Consider the following 22,766-nt stretch of genomic DNA (forward strand, 5'->3'; position numbering starts at 1 on the left):
TTTCGTTAGTAGGCTCGTACCAAGCAATTAATTTTATACGTTGTTACCACACGTATTTTATTTACGAAATCCAAGTTCCCTCAATTTTATCTATTATCCATTTTCCGCTGTCATTTTTCTTGATAAAAATTCTAAAGCCACTTCCGTTTAAAATTCCCATAGTATAACCTCCATTCAGCACGCCAGTATTTTTAGTTTTGTCAAATATTATTCCACCAAAGTGAATGCTTGCTGCAATAAAAAAGTCATATTCAGTTCGCCAAAATTCACGTCCATTTGGGAATTCCGAGCGATATTTGAATTTAATCTTTTCATTGTTTGATTTCAGTCTATTAAGGTCAATTTTATATTTTTCAAATCCACCAATAGAATCAGAAATCACTAAATATATTAAAGCATTATCTCTTTCCAGAAAGTCTTTTTTTCTTTCCCATTTTTTAATATCGTTTTTATACTTGTCAGTTTGTTTATAGTCCTGAATTCCTTTGTCAATATCGTTTTTATATTCTTCTTTTTGGAAAAATTCGGGCGGTGGCGGTGGTGGTGGGGCTAGTCTTTTCTCGTAGTAGATTGAATCTAAAATAGCAGGAAATACTTCGTAGAAAACGTTTTGTTCAAATTCCGTTTCACTTATGACTTTTTCTTCTTTACAATTCCAGAAAAACAAGGTCAAAATCGAAAAGACGAATATTGATTTCAGCGTTTTTTTCATATGTGTGGTAACGTTGTTGTATATGGTTTGTTGCGTGGTTAAGCACCTAATTTAGCAAATAAAAACCGAATAGAAAATCCGCGAGGATTTTCGTAAGTAGGCTAGAACTAGCAATAAATTATATACGGTGTTACCACACGTTTTTTATTTTATTTCGATTTCAATTTCTTTTGACATTTTCGAATAATAAAACACCTGAATTTTATACTTTCCTTTCGGTAAAGTGCTTTTCGGATTAGATTCAGTTTGTTTTAAAATTGGAATTTTTAATAAATCAACAGAATATTCTTTTGTTTCGTTTGGCTTGAGTTCAATTTCATATTCTTTTAAGTCGTCTGGTGAAAATAATTGAGAACTTAATATATGACTTGAAATTTGGCTTGTTAATTTTACATTATTTAAATCCGTTATTGATGCTCCAGTTCCGATTGGATGATCCCAATAATCTCTAATCATTATTTTTTCGTTTTTATCAGATTCGTTTTTCCAAATCAGTTTTATTTCAATTGGTTTTCCCGCATAATATTCTTTTCCCGCTTTAATATTAAATTCAACTTTGTCGGAAGTCGGATAACCAGAAAATTGAGTTTGAGCATTTAATTCCGCATTCAGATTTTCTTTTTTCGCATCTTCTTTAACTCCTTTTGCAAAGCCGAACATTTCAATTCCGAAATAAGCAATTCCGATAATTATAATTACAATTATTGTTATTAAAACTCCTTTTTTCATTGGTTTCGTCTAATGTGTGGTAACGTGTTTGTACAGGATTAGTTGCGATGTTTAAGCATTAAATTTACTAAATAATTACTGACAAAGAAAATCCGCGAGGATTTTCGTAAGTAAGCAAAAAGCAAGCAATTAATTTTGTACGGTGTTGTGCTTAGTTATTATTCAATTTTAACATTCCATTCTTTTAATATTTCGACCCTTTTTTTCATAATTGAGGTCTCGTCAACTTTATAATATTCCTCTGGGTTATTTACTCCAGTTGTTAAACTCATATTGAAAATTTCTTTTTCCTTTTTGGAATAAAGGTAAGATGGTTCTTTTGGAATATGCATTCTTAATGCTATGATTTCAGCAAGTCCATAAAGATGAACAGGAAATCTTGATTCTTTCTTTTCTTCTTTGGAGAGGAATTTTCTATAGTCTTCCAATATTCCATTATTTAGATAGTTTTTTGTTAAAAAACCATCTCCAATACATAAAATCATCGTTAATGATTTAACTTTCATTAATATGGTTTGAGGATAAATCATAGTTCTTAAATCAAAGCTTTCATTTTCTGAAGTAAACACATATAAACTAGAAGGAATGCAAAATCCCACACCATCTTGATAAGCTTCTTGTATCATTTTGAAATTACTACTTTCTATTATGCTTTTTGCTATTTTAGTATATTCAGACTCTTCTAATTTTAAATAATCATTATAAAAGAGACCATAATAAATTTTAGATAACCAAGTTGAAATAAGCATTGTCAATGATTTATCAGGTCCATATTGCATTAACATTCCTCTTTCCTCAGCTTTTAAATCTTCATAAAGTTGTTTTGGACTGTCAAGTAATTCAATAATTCTGTTTTCATATTCACTGCCAAAACCGCTATTACAAGAACTATGTGCAGGTACTTTTATTCTACTATACTGAAAAGCTCCTTCTCCTTTAAGTTCATCTTCTTTTATTCCTAATTTCCCTAGTAAACTATTGGGGATAATATGTTCTAAAGTCTTCTTATCTTCTATTGGTTTAGAACAGAAATAGCATATTTTCTTAATGTCATTCTGTTTTCTAGACATACTTTTATTTAGTTTGGTAATTAAGCACAACGTGTTTGTGTATGATTTCGTTGCGTGTTTCAGCAACTAATTTAGCAAATACAAACCGAATAGAAAATCCGCGAGGATTTTCGTAAGTAGGCTAGAGCCTAGCAATGAATTATACACGTTGTTGCCATTTCGTTTTTTATTCCGCTATTATTTTTTCAACTTTTATTTCAATCAAATTCTCAATATTTTGTATTTGAGATTCAGTTAGATTATTAATAAACACAATAATATCTGGATTAAGATTGTTTGATAATTTTTTTAGTTCTTCAATTTTTCCTTTACTAATATATGTCCGAGAACTAAGAGGTAAATCTAACATTTTTGAGCCTCCTGGTTTTTTACTTCTAGAAACTCCTCTTCTTTGAACTAATTCTCCAATTATTTTTCCACCTTGATTTATAATTTGACTCCTAATAGGAATAAGATATTCTTCAAGATTTAATTTCGATGAAACCAATCCTGAAATAATTATTTTTTTTCCACTTATTTGGTTCATTTATTTTTTTATCAGCGTTGAGTAAATTCAGTTAGAGTGTTATTCCGCTATACTTTTCAATTCAGTTTCTGCTTACACAAACGAACTAAAAAATCCGATGCTATTTTAATTTTTATTTTACTCAACTATAGTCAGTTTTCATAAACTATAATTTTTCGATTCAGAGTGCGTTCCGAAATGAATGGCAACGTGTTTGTATATGGTTTGTTGCGTGGTTTAGGACGTAATTTAGCAAATAAAAACCGAATAGAAAATCCGCGAGGATTTTCGTAAGTAGGCTAGAAACAGCAATAAATTATATACGGTGTTGTAGCCAGTTATTTTTTCAGTTCGTGTGTTTCTAATAGATAAATTGCCAAAGTAGAAGCTGCACCAACTGCTAATTTTGCGTGTCTTGGTTGTAAACCTTTAAATTTTCCGTCTTTTCCGTGTCCGCTACCATATTCATTTCGAACTTCTCCAATTCCTTGGACGACTGATGATAAACTACCTAAAATTTGTTTTATTGAACTTGCAGCTTTTGCTTCATTCGGAATATCATCTGGTGTTAGTTTCAATAATTTAGTCGTTTCTTTCATCAATTTCGGCAAGTCCCAATTTTTGTCATATTCCTCTTTTCTTTCGTCAAATATTGATTTACAAGAAGTTTCAATTAATTCTTTTGCTAAACCAATTGAAATATGTGGGGAATTCTCAATTGAAGATTCCATTAAATTAATTTGTTGAGAAACGTAATCTGCGTTTAAAATCTTTTTTATTTCATTCCCTTTTTTCTCGATAGATTCTTTTCCGTTTATTTTAATTCTACCGACAAAAATTGGTTTATTTGATATTCTTGTCTTTTCAACAATTTCGAAATTATCATCGGTTAAATTGTCGTTAAAAATCTGAAGTAATTTACTAACTTCTGACTTATCTGCTCTGACTAAAGGATGAATCATTTCGCAAAGAAAATCCAGAAATTTTGAGTCGTCACAATTTAAAAGATTAAACCTGTCATCATTAAAAATCCAATCATCTTCCCAATCATAATTATTTACTCGATGTTGCCAAATATCTCCAGCTGCATTCGGAAAACGGTCGTCTTTAGAAACCATATTTTCCAAATCAAACATTCGTGATAAAAAATTTGATTCTTCAAGTCTTCCAGCATACCAAAATCCTTCGACTTGGATAAAGTCAAATATATTTTGTCTTGTTATTTGAGATATTTTGTTCAATGAGTTTCGGTTTTTTTTAATTGGCTACAACGGTATTGTGTATGGTTAGTTGCGTGGTTAAGCAACTAATTTAGCAAATAAATCACAGATAGAATATTCCGCAGGAATGTTCGTAAGTCAGCAGTGACCTAGCAATTAATTATACACGGTGTTAGCTACAGTTTTTATATTTTCCAATTAAAATTTAGTGCTTTGCATTTCGGACAAATCACATATTCACCTTTAAGGTTATCAACTTTGCAACGATTACATTTTCCGTATTTTGTGTTGATATGCATAAAATTAAATTTAGCGTCAATACTTTTGATATTGTGTAGTGATTCTATTTTGGTGATTAATTCTCCAAGTTTTTTATTTGCTTTTAAATCAGATAGCATCTTTTTTTGTTCAAGAGTATATTCAGGAACTTCAAATTCTTTATCAGAACATTTTTGACAATTTCGTTTCATATTTTTTCGATAGCCTCTTTTAATTTTTCACTATTTAAGCCTTTTGTCAATTCAGTCAAAATGAGACTTTCTTTTATTCCGCTTTCTAGTCCATTTAATGATTTGTCATCATCTATAATTAGAAAGTCAGACGCTTGAAATTCCGTTATAAATTTTAAAATTTCCTCTTTTCGATTTCTGCAATCTGTGTATTCTGGTAAAAATCCAACGATATCTTTTTTTATTCCACGATTTTTAAAAATCAGATTAAATTCGTTCAGAGTTTTCACAGTCCGACGAGTTGAGCTCAACCAAATGTCAAATTCCGCAAGAGTGAGAAGTCTGTTTAGATTTTCAACACAAGATTTATTAAATTCAGAATATCCATCCGAGTGAATTCGGTCGGCTTTCCAAGATGGATTTGTTATTAGCACTCCATCTAAATCTAATATCAAAAGTTTGTCGTTTCTCAAATTGTAGCTAACGGTTACGTATAAGAATAGTGCGGTTTTGTGTGCGAGGATTTTCCGAAGGAAAATCAGACGTAACAAAAGTGCACTAACCTTTGATTAAGCAACTAATTTAGCATTATTTTTATACATTGTTAGGCAAAGTATTTATTTTCTAAAGTCTGATAAAACAAGTTCGAAATTTTTCTTTGCTAATAGAATTTTCTCCTTTGTTTCTAAACTTTCTTTTAGTTCAGGTTTTACGCTTTCGAGTATTGTTTCAAATTCAAGTTCCAAATATTGTTTAAATCCCATTGAAAATAATTGGGATTGAAGAGATTGACAATGAATTTTCATTCGTTCAATATCTATTTTGAAAATTTCTTTTTCAATTTCAATCTTTTTGTTTCTATCAGAGTGTTTGAAATCAGGATGGATAGGTTCTTTTACAGGGAAACTATCTTTGTGTTTAACACAATTACAAATGTAACTAACCCTCTTTGTTATGTCGAATTGATAGTGTGATTTGTAAATGTCAATATTGTATTCTTTTTTACAATATTTCTCTAAAGTCAGTAAGTTATTTTCTTCTCTTAATTCCGCAAACAGAAAATTAGTCGCAGCAACTAAATCTTTTAGATAAGATTCATATTTATGAAATAATCCAACGTACCCAAGTCGGATTGTTTCATACAAATTGTCTTTTAAATCTTGCTTTGAGATGTTTAATAAACTCTTGTATTTTGATTTTGAAATATGTGTCCAACTGTCAGCAATTGACCTGTTCGCTGCTGGAATGTAATAATTCAAAAATAGAGTCTGAAAAGATTCCATTTCCGATGTAGATTTCACTATTAAATCAAAAAGTCTTTGTCCTTCTTCTGACTCTTGTAGTTTTTCAAAGTCATTAATTTTAGCAAAATTCACAGAAAGGTTATCAATTAGCAAGTCAATTGGATTTATCTGTCGTTTCTTCATATTTTGCCTAACGGTCTAGTATAAGAATAGTAGCGGATTTACACGCACTGACTTTTCGGTTAAACACAGACCTTTTTTATTATTATCTACTTTTGTTTTAGCGATTAAACCGCTATTATTTTTATACATTGTTGTACACTGGCTTTTCTTTCCGCAAACTTGCTAGCGTTGGTAAAGACATACTCTTTTGCAATTTTTGGCTTGTGTGGTGGCTGAAGCGAATTGCAAATGTGTATGGCTTTTAGCGTTGGCTTTCAGTCTGTTTATATTTTTCCTTATAATAACTCAATTCATTATAAATTCCATTATCTAAAATTCGCCAATATTTCCAACCGTTTATACTAGTTTTCGTAATTGCTCTTCCAGCTCCACTAGGAAAATGAAAAGTTTTCATTTCATTATCTATTTCAAATGTTATTGCTCCTTCTTTATCTAGGGTGCCAACTATTTCATTATTCGGTGATGAATATACCTTAGTTCCGATTTTAATAATTCCAGCGTCTATAATCATTTTTAAGGTTATATCTGGTATTTCTTCGTAAGCCATATTCTAGTCTTTTACTGCAAAACGAATTCGATACAATTGCTTTAATGAATTCTTAATTGGTTCGTAATATTCTGAAATACCATATATTTCCATTAAATTATTTTCAAAAGTAATTCTGTCTGCTGATTCTAATTCCTGTTCAAGTGGTAATCTGTTTCGTTGCATAATTGGTCTAAACAATTCTATAATCTGTAACTTTTGGTCAGCTGTCAAAATGTTAGGATTCAAAATTTTAAAGTCTCGTTCGAATTTTGTTGCTCTCAAATCTAATGCTCCTAAACCGCGACCAAAACCAAAACTTTCAATTAAAAATAGACTTAAAGTACTATTTAAAAGAGCTAAGTATAATGTTTTGTTTTCTTGTTGATACTCAGCCTTTACTGAAAAGCCAATCATTCGTTGGTCAATAAACGAGCGGTTTTCAAATTTTGCAATGAACAAACTCTTGTCATAATTTACATTAGCTACAAAGTCAGCCATATTTTCGGTTGACATTTCATACCAATGCATATTAGGTTTTGCTAAAACTTCGGGTAAAAGTCTATTAGTTCCATTTCGTTGGTTTTCAAATGAATTAATCCAAGCTATTGCTCCATTATGTCCTAAGTTTTCTAATTCTTCAATACTTCTAGAACAGCAAAAAGCTTCTGCATTTGAAACGCATTCTAAATTTGTAGTTCCTCTTAAATGTTTAAGGACTGGTTTGATATATTCTTGTTCGATATTATGTCCTGACGCAGGATAAAACATAGGATTCCAACCACGTCTTTCTCCTCGTGTGAAATGGAAAATCTCATTAGTACTGATAAGACTGTCTTTAACATTATCAACCCAACTAAGATTAGAAAAATAGCCTGACCAAGGAATTCCAAAGTTTTCTAAAGTTTTTATTTGTGCTAGAGAATATCTATTAATTGTTATATTTTCAGATTCTGTATTGATAAATATATTATCGCTCAATGTCTTCATATCATCAATTACCTCTAACTCTTCTTTCAAAGTGCAAAAAGATATTTCGCTTGCTTCTGGTATCTCTATTTTTGGGTCTTTTTTTGATGCAACTAATATTGTTGTTACAACATCTGCATTATCAAACCATTTTCCTTTTCCAGAGATTACTACGAAATCTATTTTAAAGAATTTTTGAAAAAGTTCTAGAAATTTTTCGCCATAATCAGTACCCAACCAAGCATTTGATAATATTAGTCCGATTTTACCATTCTCGGATAAGAATTGGTGAAGGTAAAATGGAATGTATGCAAAAATATCGCTTTTACCACTTAATGTCTCTGTTGTCTCTGCTTCGTCTTTTATCCAATCGTTAATATCCACTATATTTGGATTTAAAACTTTCATTTCTTTACTCTTTATGAATGGTAAATTGGAAACAACATAATCTACTGTTGGGAATTCTTTTTGTACGATTTCTCCATTATTTGGATTTCTAAAATCTATAGTGATTCCTTGGTTTAGTTCAATTACATCAGAACTAAAGATGTTGACTATCTTTCCAATATTTGATGGTTTAGCCATTGTTAATGTCGAAAGTTGAATAGGAAATGAATGTTTGTCAGAAGCCCAAATGGTATTAAGAATATCATTAGAATTTATTTCATATTCTTCTTTTAATTCATAGGCTTGTTTTATAATTGTTCCTGTTCCGCAACAAGGGTCAATTACTATTTTTGTTTTGTCATCAATAGTTAGACGAGTTAATAAATCTGCTAATTTTTTAGGTGTAGAAAATTGACCTGCTACTTTTCTTTTGGCTGTTGCAACTGTACTTTGTAGTAATTGATGAAGAATTTCAATTTCAATAGCTTCAATATTTACAGTAGAGAGGAAGTGATTTAGTTCTGTTAATTCGTTCCAAGCAACATCCGAAATAAATTGCTGACCAAGGTTTGGACTGAGAATATTCCAGAAATTACATTTTTGAGAAATAGACGTTAATATTCCCATTGCATCAACTATGGAAGTCGACCTTTGAATATTTTCAATTTCTTTAGCTTCATTAAAATGCTTTTTTAAAATATGCGCAAAAATTATTTTAAAAACCCAATCTGTTAAAACTACCATTGATAAAGTTGGTAGTTTATGTTCCGTTTGACTTGTGGTAAAACCATATTCATTTGAAGATGAATTCCACCAAAGATTTATTTCTGCATCTAATAGGCGAGTAGTTCTGGATTTAGCTTTTAGTGTTTCTGCTGTATTAGTTGTATTTTCTAATACAACATCTATTACTTCATCAATAGATAATATTTCTTGTGAGGTGACTTCTGAAATTTCTCCAGATTCAAAAAAGCCATTTAAGTCAGCAAGAATTTCAAACAATAAGTCTTTCCAAAGTTGTTCATTGGGTTTTACTTCAAGACGGGAATTGATATTTATGTCATTCCAACTTTTGTGAATTTCAAAGTTATCGCCATTTCTAATATATAAAACAGCACTTTTTACATTCCATAAAAGAAAACTATCTCTTTTTAATATTTTAGCCTTTTTTATTGCGTTACTTATAAGTTCTGCATCATTTATTTGAGTATCAGGCATTTTTAACTCCCAACCTTGAACAATTATATCTTTAGTAAGGTCTTTAAATAATAAAACATCAGGAAATAGACTTTTCTTGTTATTACTTATAGTACTTTCTCCTCCAGCTCCTTTAAAATGCCAGCTTTTATTTGCTAAGAAAACCTCTATTGAACTAATTACATCAATAGCCCAACTTCTTTCGTTATACGTAACTTTCGCCATTGAGAACTTTGGTGTTATAGTTTAAGGTATGATATTTTGCTATTGGTTCATTAAATAAACGTAAAGTAGATTTCTCTACTTCTTTCCTTTTTAAAGTTTCTTGTATTCTATCTGTACATACTTGAATGTAATCTACTTCATCAACTTTATGTAATAAAACATCTTCATTTTTTTCGATACCAATAAATTGTCTGTTTTCCAAAATAGCAGAAAGTAAAAAACTACCACTTCCACAAGCATTATCAAGAACTACATCCCCTGGTTTCGTAAAAGTTTTAATCAAATATCTACCTAATTCAATAGGTTTTTGAGTTGGATGATAAACAGTTCCTTCAGATTCTGCTGTTTTAATATAAACAAAATCTTCAATAGATTGCTCTTCATACGCAATCACATCTGTTGGATACCTATTTCCATTACTTTTTACGTGATTTGATTTGAAATCTCCATAACTACCTGTTAATTGGTCTTTTCTGAATCCTTTGTCATATGCTTCGCCTTCTGTCATTTGAGGATTGTAGTTTGGTTGTTTTTTATAAAAAACGCAAATATCCTCGTGTTTTCTCAAAGGTTGCTTTTTAGCATTCAAAAAATTTGTTGCTTTTGATTTTATCCAAACAATTTTATATTTAAAATGCTTTTCGTTACTCAATATTAGTTTTGCTGTAAAAACGCCCTAAGATGTAAGTACAATTGCTCCGTTATCTTTGATAATTCTGTAATATTCAGTCCAAAGTTTATCGAGGTCGATAACTGAATCCCATTTATTTTGAGTTGTTCCATAAGGTAAATCGCATAAAATCATATCTATACTTTTACTTGGAATTCCCTTCATTTCTTCAAGGCAATCGCCTTGAATTACTTTATTTAAGTATTTGTTTAAACTGTTTGGCATATTTTAAAGTTTAAGACTTTCTTGTTTAGCATTAATCTGACGTAGATATTTAACTTTCTTCTCTGCAACAAATAGTGCATCTATTGAAGAACTACTTTCATAAAGTTTTTTTGCAAATAAGTCGCTAAAAAATTCTGTTTTCAATTCTTCTAAATTCAAATCAAAAACTTGAGCAAGTAGAGTTAAACGTTTTTCGTCAAAATCTCTTTTTCCATTTTCAATTTTACTCAAATTGGCAGAATCCAAATCAAGTTTTGCACCGAGTTGGGTTAAAGTAAGTTCATTTTTTGTCCGTAAATGTCTGATGTATTCTCCGAAAGATTGTTTCATTTGACTTGAATATTTAGACTTGTCAGTATTTGACAAATATAATAAATGTTTCTTGATTTCCAATTCGAGTGGTGGGAAAAGGCAAGCTCTTTTTATTTTTTGAGGCACGAGAAAAATGAAATGTGCTTGACTGTGCGGTTGGCTTTTCAGCTTGTGTACAACGGCTCCGTATATGAAAAGTAGCGCTGATTTGCACGCTATCCATTCGGTTAAACTCAAGCCGAATTTTTAAATTTTTCTATTTATTTTTTTCTCTCAAATAGCCGAATTTAAAAATTTGGCGACCTCGAAAAAGTGCCCGAACCATTGTGTTTGCAACTGCTCGCGCTATTTTTTATATACATTGTTACCCAACGTTTTTTATTCACTAAGTATCTAAATTGTCCCAATCTTCTCCTGTTGTCCATCTCAATGCAGACAACTTTCCGTTAAGCATTCCCCATTCAAAATCATCCCAAAACAAATTTTCTTTACCATATTTCTCCTCAACTTGTAATGCTGATTTTTTTGCTCCTTCCCAAATTGTATTTACTATAGTCGAATTTGCATTTTCAATAGTGAATTCTGCCATATCAATAATTTCAATTTCTCCGCTCTCAATTTTCTCAGCTCTAATTTGATGTCTGTTATACCAAATTTTTTCTTCCAGCTCTTTTTCCGCTTTCCAAATTTCGGTTATTCCTCTCGGTTCTAATTCCCAATCGTTTTGAAACTCAACTTCGTCAATCAGTTCTGAATTAATACTGTTCAAGGCTTCTGTTAAATTTATAAAATACTGTGATTTTGGCGAATCGAAAATGTATTTTAAATCTTCGTGAGGTTCCTTTTGATTTCCATTTCTTAAACTGAAATCATTTTTATTGTGAGTAACGAAAATCAGTCCGAATTCTTGAGCTTCGTTTTTAATTTTATAATCTAAATAACATTCAATTATTAATGCATCTCCAATACTGTTTTTAGACAAATGAAAAGGTGCTTTTTTATCAATAGCTCGTTGAGTTGCTCTAAGTTTTATTTCGTCCGTTACATTAATAATTTCTGCTTGATAAAATAATTCCTCTATTCGACCAATTGAATAATGAGCCATATCTCCAAGAACAGGTATTTTATGGTCTATGTTATTTAGTTCAGCTAATATTTTATTTTTAGTATCCTTATTTCCGTGTGTAAAAACCATTTCTCTTACTTTCTTAAAGTGACTTGCTACACTTTTTTTAGCATCGGATGCAATTCTATCTTTATTACGATTAAATTCGGAAAGTATGATGTCAGGTATTAATAAGGAAATTTCATTCTCTTTTATAAATTCTTCTAATAGATTGATGATTTTTTCGCCTTTGTCTGTTTTTGCAATGTCCAACCAAACACAAGTATCAATTAGAATTTTTGTCATAGAGATTGTGGTTTTTTTAAATGTTGGGTAACGTTGTTGTATAAGATTAGTTGCGTGTTTTAAGCACTAAAGTTAGTAAATAAATCACAGATAGAAAGTCCGCGAGGACTTTCGTAAATTGGCTAAAACCAGCAATTAATTTTATACGGTGTTAGGCACTGGCAATTATATCTTGTTCTATAAATACGAATACTTCAACAACTTTCGAGAAGTATTGTTCAATTCTTCTGATAGTTATTTCAGAGTCTTTTCCGTGAGCAATTTTATGTCTATCCTTAATAATATAATTTATTGCAGATGCTTTATCATTTTCTTGCATAAAAACGTTTAGTCTTTCTTTCCAAGTACTACTAAATATTTCCGCTGTTTCTCTAATCCTTTTGGCATTCGGATTATTTATTCTTTGTAATTGTGATTTTACATATGCTAAAACCATTTCATTATCTGTTTTGTCTTTTGCAAAATCAGTTAATGTAGATTTAATTGCATTTTCTAAAAATCCAGAACAAAGAATGCATAAGTATTTTGCCATATGTGACTGCATTTCGTCATCTGGTTCAAATCTCTCTTTTGTTTCAGCAATTAAATTATTGAGTTTAATATATTGCCTTTCTAATTCAGCGTTATTAAACATTGTCATTTATAAATTGGTCAAACATTAAGTGTCTTTGTTTCACAACCTTGTCATCTGAAGTGGCTCTAGTTATTGCATCTATATATTCTTGTTTGTCATATAGTTCTCTAATATTTGAAGCAACTTTAGAAAAATCAATTTGAGAATCAATTCTCTTTGCAATTCCAACCATTAATACCTCAAAAGCTGAAGCGTTAAAAACACGGTCAGGTCTAAATGCATTTTTACCAAAATGTTCTAAAATAACATCCGTTGTTTTCTTGAAAATATTAGATAATCTTTCTATTTCTTCCTCTTTTGGATTTCTATATTTTCCATTGAATTTGTTTAAAAATTCTTTTAAAGGTTTAGTATAATTTTCGACTAGGTGATAAAATGCAAAAAACCTTAAAATCATCTCTTGGTCTTTTAAACGATTATTTTTCTTTCCAAATAATTCTCTCCAAGAAGGATATTCATTAAGTTCAATTATTAAGTCATTTAATTTTCCAATATATATTGCAGAGCGAATTTCTTGTGGTGTTAATTTTCGTCCACCAGTATTTAATCTTTCAAATACGTGATAAATACTAGTGTTATCATCGTTAGGTGTTTCTTGTTTAATAATTGTAGAATGTATTATTGAATCGTCTAAATTGATTCTATCTTCTTCTTCAAGGTCTTCGTAAGTTTTCCCCTCAAATTGAGGTTGAACATTTTTTAATCTAAAAACTTTTTTACGAGTATCGTCCTCTTTAGGATTAAAGAAACCTTTGTAGAAAAATAGTAATGATTTTAGTCTTTGTTGTCCATCAATTACAGATAGTTTATTAGAGTCATTATCTTTTGCTAGAAATACTCCAGGAACAGGAAGTCCCAATAATAAAGATTCAACTAATCTCGAGGCTTCTACTTGATTCCAAACATAGTCTCTTTGAAACGAAGGAATAAAAATATCTCCTCTATCTAATCTTTTTACAAGACCTTCAACATCATAGTCAGCACCATAACTTGATATGTCATATATCACTATTGCTTGAGATTCATCTTTTTCGTCAACGTCAATTACTTCTTCGTCAACTTGATTTTCACCTATTTCATTTCCATTCATTATTCTATGTTTTTTCTATGTTGTTCCTCTGCTTGTGCCTAACGTGTTCGTGTTATGGCTAGTTACGTTGGCTAGCTTAAAGATAATAAACTATCACGAATCAGAGGAAAATCCGAAGGATTTTCCGAGTACGCACAGAACAAGTAATTAGTTATACACGTTGTTGTAAGCAGTTTTTATTTCAGTTTAGTTTTTACAAATTCAAGAACTTTTCCGAAACTTTCATTTCCAATTTCTTCTTCTCCAATTACCATTATATCTCCTTTTTCTTGCTCTATAATCAAGAATAAATTTGATTCCACAACTTTAAAGTTTTTGATTTCATTCCATTTAATATCTCGTGTCTGCAACTTATCAATATATTTCAAAGAATTTTCATTGAATTCAAATATTCCGTTTCCAAAATCCGATTGGTTTTCAGATAGTTTTTCTTTAGTTATTTCTAAATGAGTTCTTTTTAAAGTGTTGTATAGTTTGAATTTCGGAAATGATTTTATTATGAACAATATTCCTAATACGATAAATACAATTCCGACATAAGAATTCCCTATTAATATAAAAATTCCAAGCAGTGCAGATAACAGACCAACAATCAATGATTCTCTCGCATCTTTAAAATAATGCTTATAAATTATTGGTATCATCAATTGAACTTGATTCAGGTAAATTTCCGATTTAAAAGGTATTTCAAATTTCAATTTCAGATGAGTGTTAAATTGCTTACAACGTGTTTGTGTAATGAAAGTTGCGTGGTTTAAGCAATAAAGTTAGTAAATAAAACACGAACCAAGAAAATCCGAGAGGATTTTCGTAAGTAGGCTTTTACCAGCAATTTTTTTTACACGGTGTTACCTGTAGTTTTTATTCCACTTTCATTTCTTTAATTCCCATTACTTTCGACCACTCTTTCACTTCAAGAGGTTTCCATTCAGGGTCTGTAAAAGTTTTATAGAAATATTTATACAATTCATTATCTAAAAATATTAATGATCCATCATTACCTCCACTAATTAGATAAATTCTTTCTTCTATTTTTTGTTTTTCTAATTCTTCATTTATTATTTCAGCAAGTCTTTGAACTGCTTCTCCCCAGCCATAACCTTTAAAGTTTTTAAAGATTATATATTCAGTCTCATTAAGAGTTATTTTATGATTCAACCATTCATTCTCGCTGTCCCATTCCTCAAAGTGATTTCCAATTTTTAAATTAAAGCCTATTTTTTCAAAAGTTCCACTAAATTCATTTAGTATTTCCTTAAAGCCACCTTGTTCAAAAACAGTTTCACCATCGCAAAAATAGTATCTATAATCAAGAGGTAAATTTGTTTCATCGTCCCAAATTCCTCCCCAGGAACCTTCAGGGTCAAAACTTTCCAAATGATTTTTCTTTAACCTTTCAATGTCTTTTTTATTAGCATATTTAAAATAACCTAATGACTCTATAGTTTTTAGAAATTCCTTTGCAGTAGTTTTCTCCTTTTTTAAAGAACTTAATTTTTTTAATGGATTTCCATTCTCTTTAGTTGCAATATAAATTGCTATTCCTATTACTAAAATGCTTATTAAAATTTTCATTCTGTCTTTTTCAGAGAATTACAGGTAACGTGATTGTATAAGATTAGTTGCGTGTTTTAAGCACCTAATTTAGCAAATACAAACCGAATAGAAAATCCGCGAGGATTTTCGTAAGTAGGCTAGAACTAGCAATTAATTTTATACGGTGTTGTGTGTAGGTGTTTTAGTTCAGACTCGTCATTCCGAATTGATTAATCGCTTGCTTTTTATTCTCAACAAGAGAAAATTTTAATTCAGTCCAAGCTGTTCCCTCAATTCCTTTCAGTTCAATTCCGTTTTCCGTTTTAGTAATCGTAAATAAAAAGTCGGCAAGTTTTTCGTCCTTATTTTCCGATACGTTTTTCAATTCAGTCATTCCATATTCATCAACCGCTTGTGGTCGATAATTATTTAAGCTAAATGACAAGTCTATCCAAGCACTACCTTTTTCGCTTTTCATTTTTATTCCGTTGTCAGTTTTCTCAACGATTAACTTAAAATCTTTTAAATCAGCCGTTTTTTCTTGAGCTACTAATTCAGATGATGCTGTCAAAAAAAGTAGTGCCATTATTATTATCGAAAATGGTCTTTTTAAATTCATTTTTGTTTTCATATCTCTATTTTTAAATTTCAGTTCGAGTTTTGTTTCACTTACACACAACGGTCTAGTGTATGAAACGTAGCGTGTAAATAGACGCTAACTTTTCGAATTAAGCACGAGCCGAATTTTTATATTTTTCTTTTTATCTTTATTTTACTAAAAGCCAAATTTAAAAATTTGGTGGTCTTCGAAAACACACAAAAACCTTTGTGAAAGCCTATAATAGCTATGTTTTATATACATTGTTAGGCACAGTGATTTTTCCGTTTTCTTAATTCAATTATAGTTTCTCAAAATAAGAAAACAGCGGTTCTTTATGTGCGATTCTTATTTCTTTTCTATTTTTCATTACAATTACAGCTCGACCTGATAAATCTGTTTTGCGTTTTTCAGAGTCAAGTTTATTTAAGTCAACACTTGTCGATAGAAATCCGACATCCCATCTATTTTCATTTTCGGAAATACAAAATGCCTTTTTATGTAGAGTGTTTTTTCGGCGAGCAATTATTTTGTCCACGTCATCTTCGTCTAATAACTCGTAATTAAGGTTATTTTTATTTGCGGGCGAATTCGTATATCCGTTGTCAATAATATATTGTTCTGCGAGTTCAATTGCTTGTTCTTTTGTCAATTCATTAGTCATTTGAAAAGAAGAAGTTAATACCCAAATAATTCCAAAAACTAAAATTGTAAATAGTGATGTCTTTTTAATTCTATTCATCTTCATTTGAGTGAGTTTTTATTGTGCCTAACTGGTTATATGAGGATAAATATAAGCATTTATTCCTTTTTACGTCCTGTTTTGGAATGATATGCTCACCTTTTGTTCCTCTTTTTGTGATTGGTTATTTATACTATATTTTTTTTTTTAGTATACTAGTAACTTTAGTTTCTGTTTATTTATTTAAACTTAAAACGTTAAATTGCATATGCTAATAAACTAGTAATAATTATGAGTACAACCATACAATTTGATGACTTTACAAAAGTAGATCTACGTGTTGGAACTATTATAGAGGTTAATGATTTTCAGGAAGCTAAAAATCCAGCGTATCAATTAACGATTGATTTTGGAGATTTAGGGATAAAAAAAAGCAGTGCACAGATTACTACTTTATATAAAAAAGAAGACCTGTTAAACAGACAGATTGTTGCAGTAGTTAATTTTCCGAAAAAACAAATAGCTAAGTTTATGAGTCAGTGTTTGGTGCTTGGAGCTGTAAATGGTAAGGACGTAATTTTGCTAAACCCAGAAAACAAAGTGCCAAATGGTACTATTGTATCATAGCTTATGATAGATGTTAATCAGGCACAAGTAAATTTTGATGTTAATGGATTGTTTATCCTTAATATTGCGCTAGCAATAGTTATGTTTGGTGTTGCTTTAGGAATTAATATTAATGATTTTAAACAATTAGCCAAGCAACCTAAGCCTATTTTAGTTGGATTATTATCTCAATTTATACTATTACCTTTAATTACTTTTTTATTGGTGTTATTAGTTAAACCTGTACCAAGTATTGCATTAGGTATGTTTATGGTTGCTGCTTGTCCTGGCGGAAATATTAGTAACTTTATAACACAAATATCAAAAGGTAATACAGCATTGTCTGTAAGTTTAACTGCTTTTGCGTCTACTTTAGCTTTGTTTTTTACACCTTTTAACTTTCAGTTTTATGGTCATTTATATCAGCCTACAGCAACAATATTAAAAACTGTAACATTGCATCCAATGGATGTTTTTAAAATTATGATATTAATTTTAGGAATTCCTTTAGCATTAGGGATGCTTTTTAATAGCTACAAACCTAAAATGGCTACAAAGCTTTCTGCAATTTTAAAACCTGTTTCCATTTTAATTTTTATAAGTATAGTAGTTATTGCGTTTTCAAAAAATCTAGATATTTTTTTAAATTATATTCATCATGTATTAGCAATAGGTATTGGTCATAATATTGTAGCTTTACTATTAGGATTTGGTATAGCTAAGCTATTTGGTTTGTCTTTTAAAAACCAAAAAACGTTAAGTATAGAAACTGGAATCCAGAATTCTGGTTTAGGACTTTTATTAGTGTTTACTTTTTTTAATGGTCTTGGCGGAATGGCAGTTTTGGTTGCTTTTTGGGGAATTTGGCATATCATTTCTGGATTAGTTTTAGCCTATGTTTGGTCTAAAATGGATAAAAAATAATACTGCTTTTGAAAAAAATATGGCTACATAGTGTTAAGTTGTATATCCAAATAGGATTGTTTTTTTATTATAAAAAAATCAAACTAGAAGGGATACAAACCATACCTAAAAACCAACCAGTTTTGTTTTTAGGAAATCATCAAAATGCGTTATTAGATCCTTTGCTTATTGCAACTAAATCTGGACGAATTTGTTATTTTTTAACCAGAGCAGCTGTGTTTAAAAAGCCAATGGTAAGTCGTATACTTAATAGTTTAAACATGCTTCCTGTATATCGTGTTAGAGATGGTTGGAGTACTATTACCAAAAATAAATCTGTTTTTAGTAAAAGTGTAGAGCTGTTACATAAAAATAATGCGATAACTATTTTTCCAGAAGGTAGTCATAATTTATTAAGACGTGTAAGACCTTTAAGTAAAGGGTTTACAAGAATTGTTTTAGAGTTAAGGGATAAGTATCCAGATACTAATATTAATCTTATTCCTGTTGGATTTAATTATGATGCTCCAAAAGTAATGGGTAGTAGTGTATCTATTAACTTTGGTAAGCCAATTGCATCGTCATTATATAGTACTTTAAATGAAGCTGATGCAACTAAGCAAATCAAACATGATGTTTTTCGGGCTATGTCTAGCTTAACAACACAAATACCAGAAGATGGTTATGAGACAATACTTAAGCAATTAACAGATTTAAATGTAGATTTTACTAACCCAAATTTAGTCAATAAGTGTATAAAAAGTAATTTTAAAGATTGTCAAAGTAGCCCAAAACGAAACTCTTTTGTTAAAGCCTTTTTAAAACCAGTAATCTATTTAATTTTGTGTGTTCCTGTTTTAGTTTGGCAAAAATTAGCGAAACCAAAAGTGGAAGAGCTTGAGTTTTTGTCAACTTTTAGATTTGCCATTTGTATTACACTAGTGCCATTATGGCTTTTGATATTATTTGGGATTGCTGTTTATGGCTTTGGGATTACACTAGCATTAATAGGTTTTGTAATAACACTTTTATTACTATTAGCTTACAATAAAACATAAAAAAACCTTTTTATAAGGTATAAAAAGGCTTTTTTAGAATTAGTCTAATTGTAATGTCTAAATATCGTCAAAATCTACATCTGTAAATCTGCTTTCTGCTGTTGAAGCATCATCTGTAGTTGCTTCTGGAGCTACAGTTTCTGTAGTTTCTGTTTTAGGAGTTGATACTGGTGGTGTATCGTATTCTTTCTTAAAATCTTTTTGGTGACGCTCGCTAATGACTTCATCTCCTTTTTCTGCGATAATATAATCAGTCATTTCTTTTAAGATCTCATTAAACTCATTAAAATCTTCTTTATATAAATAAATTTTATGTTTTTTATAATGAAACGATCCATCGTCATTAGTAAACTTTTTACTTTCAGTAATCGTTAAGTAATAATCGTTTGCTTTTGTAGCTCTTACGTCAAAAAAGTAAGTACGTCTTCCTGCTCTTAATACTTTCGAAAAAATCTCTTCCTTCTCCATCATCTCGTTATTATACATAATCGTAAAATTTGTTTTGTTAGTTGTTTTCTTATTCTCAAAAATCAAAAAAAAAGTTGAATGTCACAACATTTTGGTACAATTCTTTTTACTTAGTTGTTTTTAAATATAGTTCTTTGTAGTAACCATCTATGTTTATAAGCGCTTCGTGCGTTCCTGATTGTACTATATGTCCATCGTCTAAAACTATTATTTGATCAGCATTTTTAGCAGAAGATATCCTGTGGCTAACAATTATGGTTGTTTTTCCTTTTGTAATCTGTTTAAGATTATTTAATATGTTTTCTTCTGTTTCTGTATCTACAGCAGACAAACAATCGTCAAATAACATAATTTGAGGCTTTTTAATAATAGCTCTTGCAATGGATACACGTTGTTTTTGTCCACCAGAAAGTGTAATACCACGTTCGCCCAAAACGGTTTCATATTGTTTATTAAATTTAACTATGTTTTTATGGACTTGTGCCAACTTTGCTGCTTCGATAACTTCGTTATCAGACGCATTTTCTTTTCCAAATTTAATGTTATTGTTAATTGTATCGCTAAATAAAAAGGCGTCTTGTGGTACATAACCTGTAGCATCACGTAGGCTATAAAGGTTTAAGCTTTCAATAGGTTGTTGGTCTATTAAAATTTCGCCTTTATCCACATCATATAAACGTCCAACTAAATCTAAAATAGTAGATTTTCCAGAACCTGTTTTACCTATAATAGCTAAAGTTTCGCCAGATTTAACAGTAAAGGTTATGTTTTTTAAAGCCTGAATATTAGTGTCGTCATAAGTAAAGGACACATCATTAAATTGGATGTCTCCTTTAATATCAGAAAGTTCGGGATTATTATTTTGTATTTCCGGATCAGTTTTTAAAAATTCGTTAATACGTTTTTGAGAGGCTTCAGCTTCTTGTACAATTGAGGTTACCCAACCAACAGTTGCAACTGGCCATGTTAGCAAGTTAACGTACATTATAAATTCTGAAATTGTACCTAGACTGATTTCGCCATTCATATATTGTTTACCTCCAATGTATATAACCAATACATTACTTAGTCCAATTAGTAGAATCATCATCGGGAAAAATAATGCTTGAACCTTAACCAAATTAAGTTGTTTTTCTTTACTAGTTTCTGACAATTTATCAAAATTAGCAAAGGTTTCTTTTTCTATTCCATAAGCTTTAATAACAGATATACCACTAAAACTTTCTTGAGAAAAGGTGGATAATTTTGATAAGTATTGCTGTACAACAGTACTGCGTTTATGTATTTCAGAACTTATTTTATAAATTAAAATAGATAATATAGGTAATGGTAAAATCGTATATAACGTCAACATTGGAGCTTGTTTATACATAAATACTAAAGCAACCGCAAAAAGAGTTAAAGTATTTATACTGTACATTATGGCTGGTCCTGCATACATACGTACTTTACCAACATCTTCGCTAATACGATTCATTAAATCTCCAGTTCTATTTTTTTTGTAAAAATTTAAAGACAGTTTTTGGTATTGTTGATAGACTTCATTTTTTAAGTCAAACTCTATATAACGCGATACGTTTATAATAGTTTGACGCATCCAAAAGGTTAAAAAACCTGATAATACAGCAGATCCAACTAAAAACAGAATGTATTTTAAAAGTTTTGCTTTGTAAATAACGTCACTAGTTTCAGGATTTTGAAGCTGATCATTAATCACATCAATAATAGACCCAATAAATTTTGGAACAAAAACAGTAAACAGTTTTGAGACAATAGTTATTAAAACACCAATGATTATTTGGGTTCTATACTTGTAAAAATATTTATTAAGATGCTGTAATTCTTTCATTTAAATAAAAAAGGTAACTGGATAGTTTTTAACAATTTCGCATTTTAACACGCTAATTATTGTTTTAATGTCAATTATAGGTTAATTTTGCGTGTCGATTTTACGGATAACGTAATATCTATTCATTAATTTAATAACAATTAAATGGTTTCAGAATTAATTAACACTAATCAATTGTCAAAATCAGATCCTGTTTTTGGGCAATTATCTTTTGATAATCACGAACAAGTCGTTTTTTGTAATGACAAAGATACAGGATTAAAAGCAATAATTGGAATACACAATACTGTTTTAGGACCTGCTTTAGGTGGTACTAGAATGTGGCAATATGCTAATGAGTGGGAAGCAGTTAATGATGTATTGCGTTTGTCTAGAGGAATGACTTTTAAATCTGCAATAACAGGATTAAATCTTGGTGGCGGAAAAGCAGTTATCATTGGTGATGTTAAAACACAGAAAACGCCAGAATTAATGAAACGTTTTGGAGAGTTTGTACATAGTTTAAGCGGAAAATACATTACAGCAGAAGATGTTGGTATGGAAACTGCAGATATGGATTTAGTTAGAGAGGTAACACCTTATGTTACTGGTATTTCTGAAGATAAAGGAGGAGCAGGAAATCCTTCACCTATTACAGCTTATGGTGTTTTTATGGGTATGAAAGCTGCAGCTAAATTTAAATTTGGAACTGATGTTTTAGAAGATAAAACAGTAATTGTCCAAGGTATTGGACATGTTGGTGAGTCTTTAGTAGAGCACCTTACAAATGATGGAGCCAAAGTAATTATTGATGACATTAATCAGGAACGCTTAGAAGCTATCAGTAAAAAATATGGAGCTTCAATTTATACAGGAAGCAACGTCTATGCAGAAGATGTAGATATTTATGCACCTTGTGCATTAGGAGCAACAATTAATGACACCACTATTAATACCATTAAGGCCAAAGTTATTGCTGGAGCTGCAAACAACCAATTAGCAGACGAGCTTAAACATGGTAAAATATTACAAGACAAAGGGATTGTCTATGCGCCAGATTTTTTAATTAATGCTGGTGGAATAATTAATGTTTACGCAGAGCTTGAAAACTATGGTAAGCAAGAGATTATGCGTAAAACAGAAAACATATATAATACAACTTTAGAAATTTTATCAAATGCAGACTCTAACAGTGTAACGACACATCATGCAGCACTAGAAATAGCAAAAAGTAGAATTGCAGCTAGAAAAAAAGAAAATCAACAATAGATATCATATTAAATAGACTATTTTTGCAAGGCGAAAGTGAAAACTTTCGCCTTTTTAATT

At 30.3% G+C, this 22,766-nt stretch carries 26 protein-coding genes; 4 read left to right on the top strand and 22 right to left on the bottom strand.

The window, feature by feature from the left end:
- Nucleotides 1-61: 61 nt before the first annotated feature.
- The 20 genes from SJY17_RS09165 to SJY17_RS09260 form a co-directional block, all read right to left on the bottom strand.
- Nucleotides 62-712 carry a hypothetical protein gene (locus tag SJY17_RS09165; RefSeq protein WP_397362268.1) on the bottom strand — a complete coding sequence of 217 codons (651 nt, stop codon included), beginning with the start codon at nt 710-712 and terminating at the stop codon, nt 62-64.
- 144 nt (nt 713-856) lie between these two features.
- Nucleotides 857-1,441 carry a hypothetical protein gene (locus SJY17_RS09170; RefSeq protein ID WP_397362269.1) on the bottom strand — a complete coding sequence of 195 codons (585 nt, stop codon included), beginning with the start codon at nt 1,439-1,441 and terminating at the stop codon, nt 857-859.
- Between the two features lie 158 nt (nt 1,442-1,599).
- Complete coding sequence (locus SJY17_RS09175; RefSeq protein WP_397362270.1) at nt 1,600-2,511, bottom strand: hypothetical protein; 912 nt, start codon at nt 2,509-2,511, stop codon at nt 1,600-1,602.
- A 166-nt stretch (nt 2,512-2,677) separates the two neighbouring features.
- A complete protein-coding gene (locus tag SJY17_RS09180) occupies nt 2,678-3,037 on the bottom strand; it encodes a hypothetical protein (RefSeq protein ID WP_397362271.1) in 360 nt (119 codons plus the stop codon).
- A 317-nt stretch (nt 3,038-3,354) separates the two neighbouring features.
- Nucleotides 3,355-4,257, bottom strand: a complete 903-nt coding sequence (locus SJY17_RS09185) for an abortive infection family protein (protein ID WP_151672003.1) — start codon at nt 4,255-4,257, stop codon at nt 3,355-3,357.
- A gap of 164 nt (nt 4,258-4,421) precedes the next feature.
- Nucleotides 4,422-4,706, bottom strand: coding sequence for a hypothetical protein (locus tag SJY17_RS09190; RefSeq protein WP_397362272.1), 285 nt, complete (start codon nt 4,704-4,706; stop codon nt 4,422-4,424).
- On the bottom strand, nt 4,703-5,158 hold the full coding sequence (locus SJY17_RS09195; RefSeq protein WP_397362273.1) for an HAD domain-containing protein: 456 nt from the start codon (nt 5,156-5,158) through the stop codon (nt 4,703-4,705). Before SJY17_RS09195 ends, SJY17_RS09190 begins: the two co-directional genes overlap by 4 nt.
- Before the next feature lie 144 nt (nt 5,159-5,302).
- Nucleotides 5,303-6,112 carry a hypothetical protein gene (locus SJY17_RS09200; protein ID WP_231962841.1) on the bottom strand — a complete coding sequence of 270 codons (810 nt, stop codon included), beginning with the start codon at nt 6,110-6,112 and terminating at the stop codon, nt 5,303-5,305.
- A gap of 241 nt (nt 6,113-6,353) precedes the next feature.
- Nucleotides 6,354-6,659 (bottom strand): hypothetical protein, encoded by a 306-nt coding sequence (locus tag SJY17_RS09205; protein WP_397362274.1) that lies wholly within the window; start codon nt 6,657-6,659, stop codon nt 6,354-6,356.
- A gap of 3 nt (nt 6,660-6,662) precedes the next feature.
- Nucleotides 6,663-9,416, bottom strand: a complete 2,754-nt coding sequence (locus SJY17_RS09210) for an N-6 DNA methylase (protein WP_397362275.1) — start codon at nt 9,414-9,416, stop codon at nt 6,663-6,665.
- A complete protein-coding gene (locus tag SJY17_RS09215) occupies nt 9,397-10,068 on the bottom strand; it encodes a DNA-methyltransferase (RefSeq protein WP_397362276.1) in 672 nt (223 codons plus the stop codon). Before SJY17_RS09215 ends, SJY17_RS09210 begins: the two co-directional genes overlap by 20 nt.
- Before the next feature lie 24 nt (nt 10,069-10,092).
- Nucleotides 10,093-10,311, bottom strand: coding sequence for a hypothetical protein (locus SJY17_RS09220; protein ID WP_397362277.1), 219 nt, complete (start codon nt 10,309-10,311; stop codon nt 10,093-10,095).
- 3 nt (nt 10,312-10,314) lie between these two features.
- Nucleotides 10,315-10,641: a helix-turn-helix domain-containing protein gene (locus SJY17_RS09225; RefSeq protein ID WP_397362278.1), complete on the bottom strand. Its 327-nt coding sequence runs from the start codon at nt 10,639-10,641 to the stop codon at nt 10,315-10,317.
- A 367-nt stretch (nt 10,642-11,008) separates the two neighbouring features.
- Nucleotides 11,009-12,034, bottom strand: a complete 1,026-nt coding sequence (locus SJY17_RS09230; RefSeq protein ID WP_397362279.1) for a PIN domain-containing protein — start codon at nt 12,032-12,034, stop codon at nt 11,009-11,011.
- Nucleotides 12,035-12,185: 151 nt separating this feature from the next.
- Nucleotides 12,186-12,668 (bottom strand): HEPN domain-containing protein, encoded by a 483-nt coding sequence (locus tag SJY17_RS09235; RefSeq protein WP_397362280.1) that lies wholly within the window; start codon nt 12,666-12,668, stop codon nt 12,186-12,188.
- A complete protein-coding gene (locus SJY17_RS09240) occupies nt 12,661-13,758 on the bottom strand; it encodes a DUF262 domain-containing protein (RefSeq protein WP_397362281.1) in 1,098 nt (365 codons plus the stop codon). The genes SJY17_RS09235 and SJY17_RS09240 overlap by 8 nt, the downstream gene beginning before the upstream one ends.
- A 176-nt stretch (nt 13,759-13,934) precedes the next feature.
- The gene (locus SJY17_RS09245; RefSeq protein WP_397362282.1) at nt 13,935-14,402 is read right to left on the bottom strand and encodes a hypothetical protein; all 468 of its coding nucleotides are present in this window, start codon (nt 14,400-14,402) and stop codon (nt 13,935-13,937) included.
- Between the two features lie 217 nt (nt 14,403-14,619).
- Nucleotides 14,620-15,333: a hypothetical protein gene (locus SJY17_RS09250; protein WP_397362283.1), complete on the bottom strand. Its 714-nt coding sequence runs from the start codon at nt 15,331-15,333 to the stop codon at nt 14,620-14,622.
- Nucleotides 15,334-15,496: 163 nt separating this feature from the next.
- The gene (locus tag SJY17_RS09255) at nt 15,497-15,925 is read right to left on the bottom strand and encodes a hypothetical protein (RefSeq protein WP_397362284.1); all 429 of its coding nucleotides are present in this window, start codon (nt 15,923-15,925) and stop codon (nt 15,497-15,499) included.
- A gap of 268 nt (nt 15,926-16,193) precedes the next feature.
- Nucleotides 16,194-16,640 (bottom strand): hypothetical protein, encoded by a 447-nt coding sequence (locus SJY17_RS09260; protein ID WP_397362285.1) that lies wholly within the window; start codon nt 16,638-16,640, stop codon nt 16,194-16,196.
- Between the two features lie 225 nt (nt 16,641-16,865).
- On the opposite strand from SJY17_RS09260, the gene SJY17_RS09265 reads away from it, so the two are divergent.
- The 3 genes from SJY17_RS09265 to SJY17_RS09275 are packed head-to-tail and all read left to right on the top strand — an operon-like array spanning nt 16,866 to nt 19,141.
- Entirely contained in the window at nt 16,866-17,201 is a 336-nt protein-coding gene (locus SJY17_RS09265; RefSeq protein ID WP_397362286.1) for a tRNA-binding protein, read from the top strand.
- A 3-nt stretch (nt 17,202-17,204) separates the two neighbouring features.
- Nucleotides 17,205-18,104 carry a bile acid:sodium symporter family protein gene (locus SJY17_RS09270; protein WP_397362287.1) on the top strand — a complete coding sequence of 300 codons (900 nt, stop codon included), beginning with the start codon at nt 17,205-17,207 and terminating at the stop codon, nt 18,102-18,104.
- 8 nt (nt 18,105-18,112) lie between these two features.
- The gene (locus tag SJY17_RS09275; protein ID WP_397362288.1) at nt 18,113-19,141 is read left to right on the top strand and encodes a 1-acyl-sn-glycerol-3-phosphate acyltransferase; all 1,029 of its coding nucleotides are present in this window, start codon (nt 18,113-18,115) and stop codon (nt 19,139-19,141) included.
- A gap of 57 nt (nt 19,142-19,198) precedes the next feature.
- On the opposite strand, the gene SJY17_RS09280 is transcribed toward SJY17_RS09275, so the two are convergent.
- Nucleotides 19,199-19,627 carry a PUR family DNA/RNA-binding protein gene (locus SJY17_RS09280; protein WP_397362289.1) on the bottom strand — a complete coding sequence of 143 codons (429 nt, stop codon included), beginning with the start codon at nt 19,625-19,627 and terminating at the stop codon, nt 19,199-19,201.
- 88 nt (nt 19,628-19,715) lie between these two features.
- Nucleotides 19,716-21,458 (bottom strand): ABC transporter ATP-binding protein, encoded by a 1,743-nt coding sequence (locus tag SJY17_RS09285; protein WP_397362290.1) that lies wholly within the window; start codon nt 21,456-21,458, stop codon nt 19,716-19,718.
- A gap of 144 nt (nt 21,459-21,602) precedes the next feature.
- Between SJY17_RS09285 and SJY17_RS09290 the strand changes: the two genes are divergently transcribed.
- Nucleotides 21,603-22,706 carry a Glu/Leu/Phe/Val dehydrogenase gene (locus SJY17_RS09290; RefSeq protein WP_397362291.1) on the top strand — a complete coding sequence of 368 codons (1,104 nt, stop codon included), beginning with the start codon at nt 21,603-21,605 and terminating at the stop codon, nt 22,704-22,706.
- The last annotated feature ends 60 nt before the right edge of the window (nt 22,707-22,766 follow it).

It is taken from the genome of Olleya sp. R77988 (assembly GCF_044594215.1).
Classification (GTDB): Bacteria; Bacteroidota; Bacteroidia; order Flavobacteriales; family Flavobacteriaceae; genus Olleya.

Bases quoted from the DNA above. Each gene is read 5' to 3' on its own strand.
- SJY17_RS09165 (WP_397362268.1), bottom strand. From the start codon at position 712: ATGAAAAAAACGCTGAAATCAATATTCGTCTTTTCGATTTTGACCTTG.
- SJY17_RS09170 (WP_397362269.1), bottom strand. From the start codon at position 1,441: ATGAAAAAAGGAGTTTTAATAACAATAATTGTAATTATAATTATCGGA.
- SJY17_RS09175 (WP_397362270.1), bottom strand. From the start codon at position 2,511: ATGTCTAGAAAACAGAATGACATTAAGAAAATATGCTATTTCTGTTCT.
- SJY17_RS09180 (WP_397362271.1), bottom strand. From the start codon at position 3,037: ATGAACCAAATAAGTGGAAAAAAAATAATTATTTCAGGATTGGTTTCA.
- SJY17_RS09190 (WP_397362272.1), bottom strand. From the start codon at position 4,706: ATGAAACGAAATTGTCAAAAATGTTCTGATAAAGAATTTGAAGTTCCT.
- SJY17_RS09200 (WP_231962841.1), bottom strand. From the start codon at position 6,112: ATGAAGAAACGACAGATAAATCCAATTGACTTGCTAATTGATAACCTT.
- SJY17_RS09205 (WP_397362274.1), bottom strand. From the start codon at position 6,659: ATGGCTTACGAAGAAATACCAGATATAACCTTAAAAATGATTATAGAC.
- SJY17_RS09210 (WP_397362275.1), bottom strand. From the start codon at position 9,416: ATGGCGAAAGTTACGTATAACGAAAGAAGTTGGGCTATTGATGTAATT.
- SJY17_RS09220 (WP_397362277.1), bottom strand. From the start codon at position 10,311: ATGCCAAACAGTTTAAACAAATACTTAAATAAAGTAATTCAAGGCGAT.
- SJY17_RS09225 (WP_397362278.1), bottom strand. From the start codon at position 10,641: ATGAAACAATCTTTCGGAGAATACATCAGACATTTACGGACAAAAAAT.
- SJY17_RS09230 (WP_397362279.1), bottom strand. From the start codon at position 12,034: ATGACAAAAATTCTAATTGATACTTGTGTTTGGTTGGACATTGCAAAA.
- SJY17_RS09235 (WP_397362280.1), bottom strand. From the start codon at position 12,668: ATGTTTAATAACGCTGAATTAGAAAGGCAATATATTAAACTCAATAAT.
- SJY17_RS09240 (WP_397362281.1), bottom strand. From the start codon at position 13,758: ATGAATGGAAATGAAATAGGTGAAAATCAAGTTGACGAAGAAGTAATT.
- SJY17_RS09245 (WP_397362282.1), bottom strand. From the start codon at position 14,402: ATGATACCAATAATTTATAAGCATTATTTTAAAGATGCGAGAGAATCA.
- SJY17_RS09250 (WP_397362283.1), bottom strand. From the start codon at position 15,333: ATGAAAATTTTAATAAGCATTTTAGTAATAGGAATAGCAATTTATATT.
- SJY17_RS09255 (WP_397362284.1), bottom strand. From the start codon at position 15,925: ATGAAAACAAAAATGAATTTAAAAAGACCATTTTCGATAATAATAATG.
- SJY17_RS09260 (WP_397362285.1), bottom strand. From the start codon at position 16,640: ATGAAGATGAATAGAATTAAAAAGACATCACTATTTACAATTTTAGTT.
- SJY17_RS09265 (WP_397362286.1), top strand. From the start codon at position 16,866: ATGAGTACAACCATACAATTTGATGACTTTACAAAAGTAGATCTACGT.
- SJY17_RS09270 (WP_397362287.1), top strand. From the start codon at position 17,205: ATGATAGATGTTAATCAGGCACAAGTAAATTTTGATGTTAATGGATTG.
- SJY17_RS09280 (WP_397362289.1), bottom strand. From the start codon at position 19,627: ATGTATAATAACGAGATGATGGAGAAGGAAGAGATTTTTTCGAAAGTA.
- SJY17_RS09285 (WP_397362290.1), bottom strand. From the start codon at position 21,458: ATGAAAGAATTACAGCATCTTAATAAATATTTTTACAAGTATAGAACC.
- SJY17_RS09290 (WP_397362291.1), top strand. From the start codon at position 21,603: ATGGTTTCAGAATTAATTAACACTAATCAATTGTCAAAATCAGATCCT.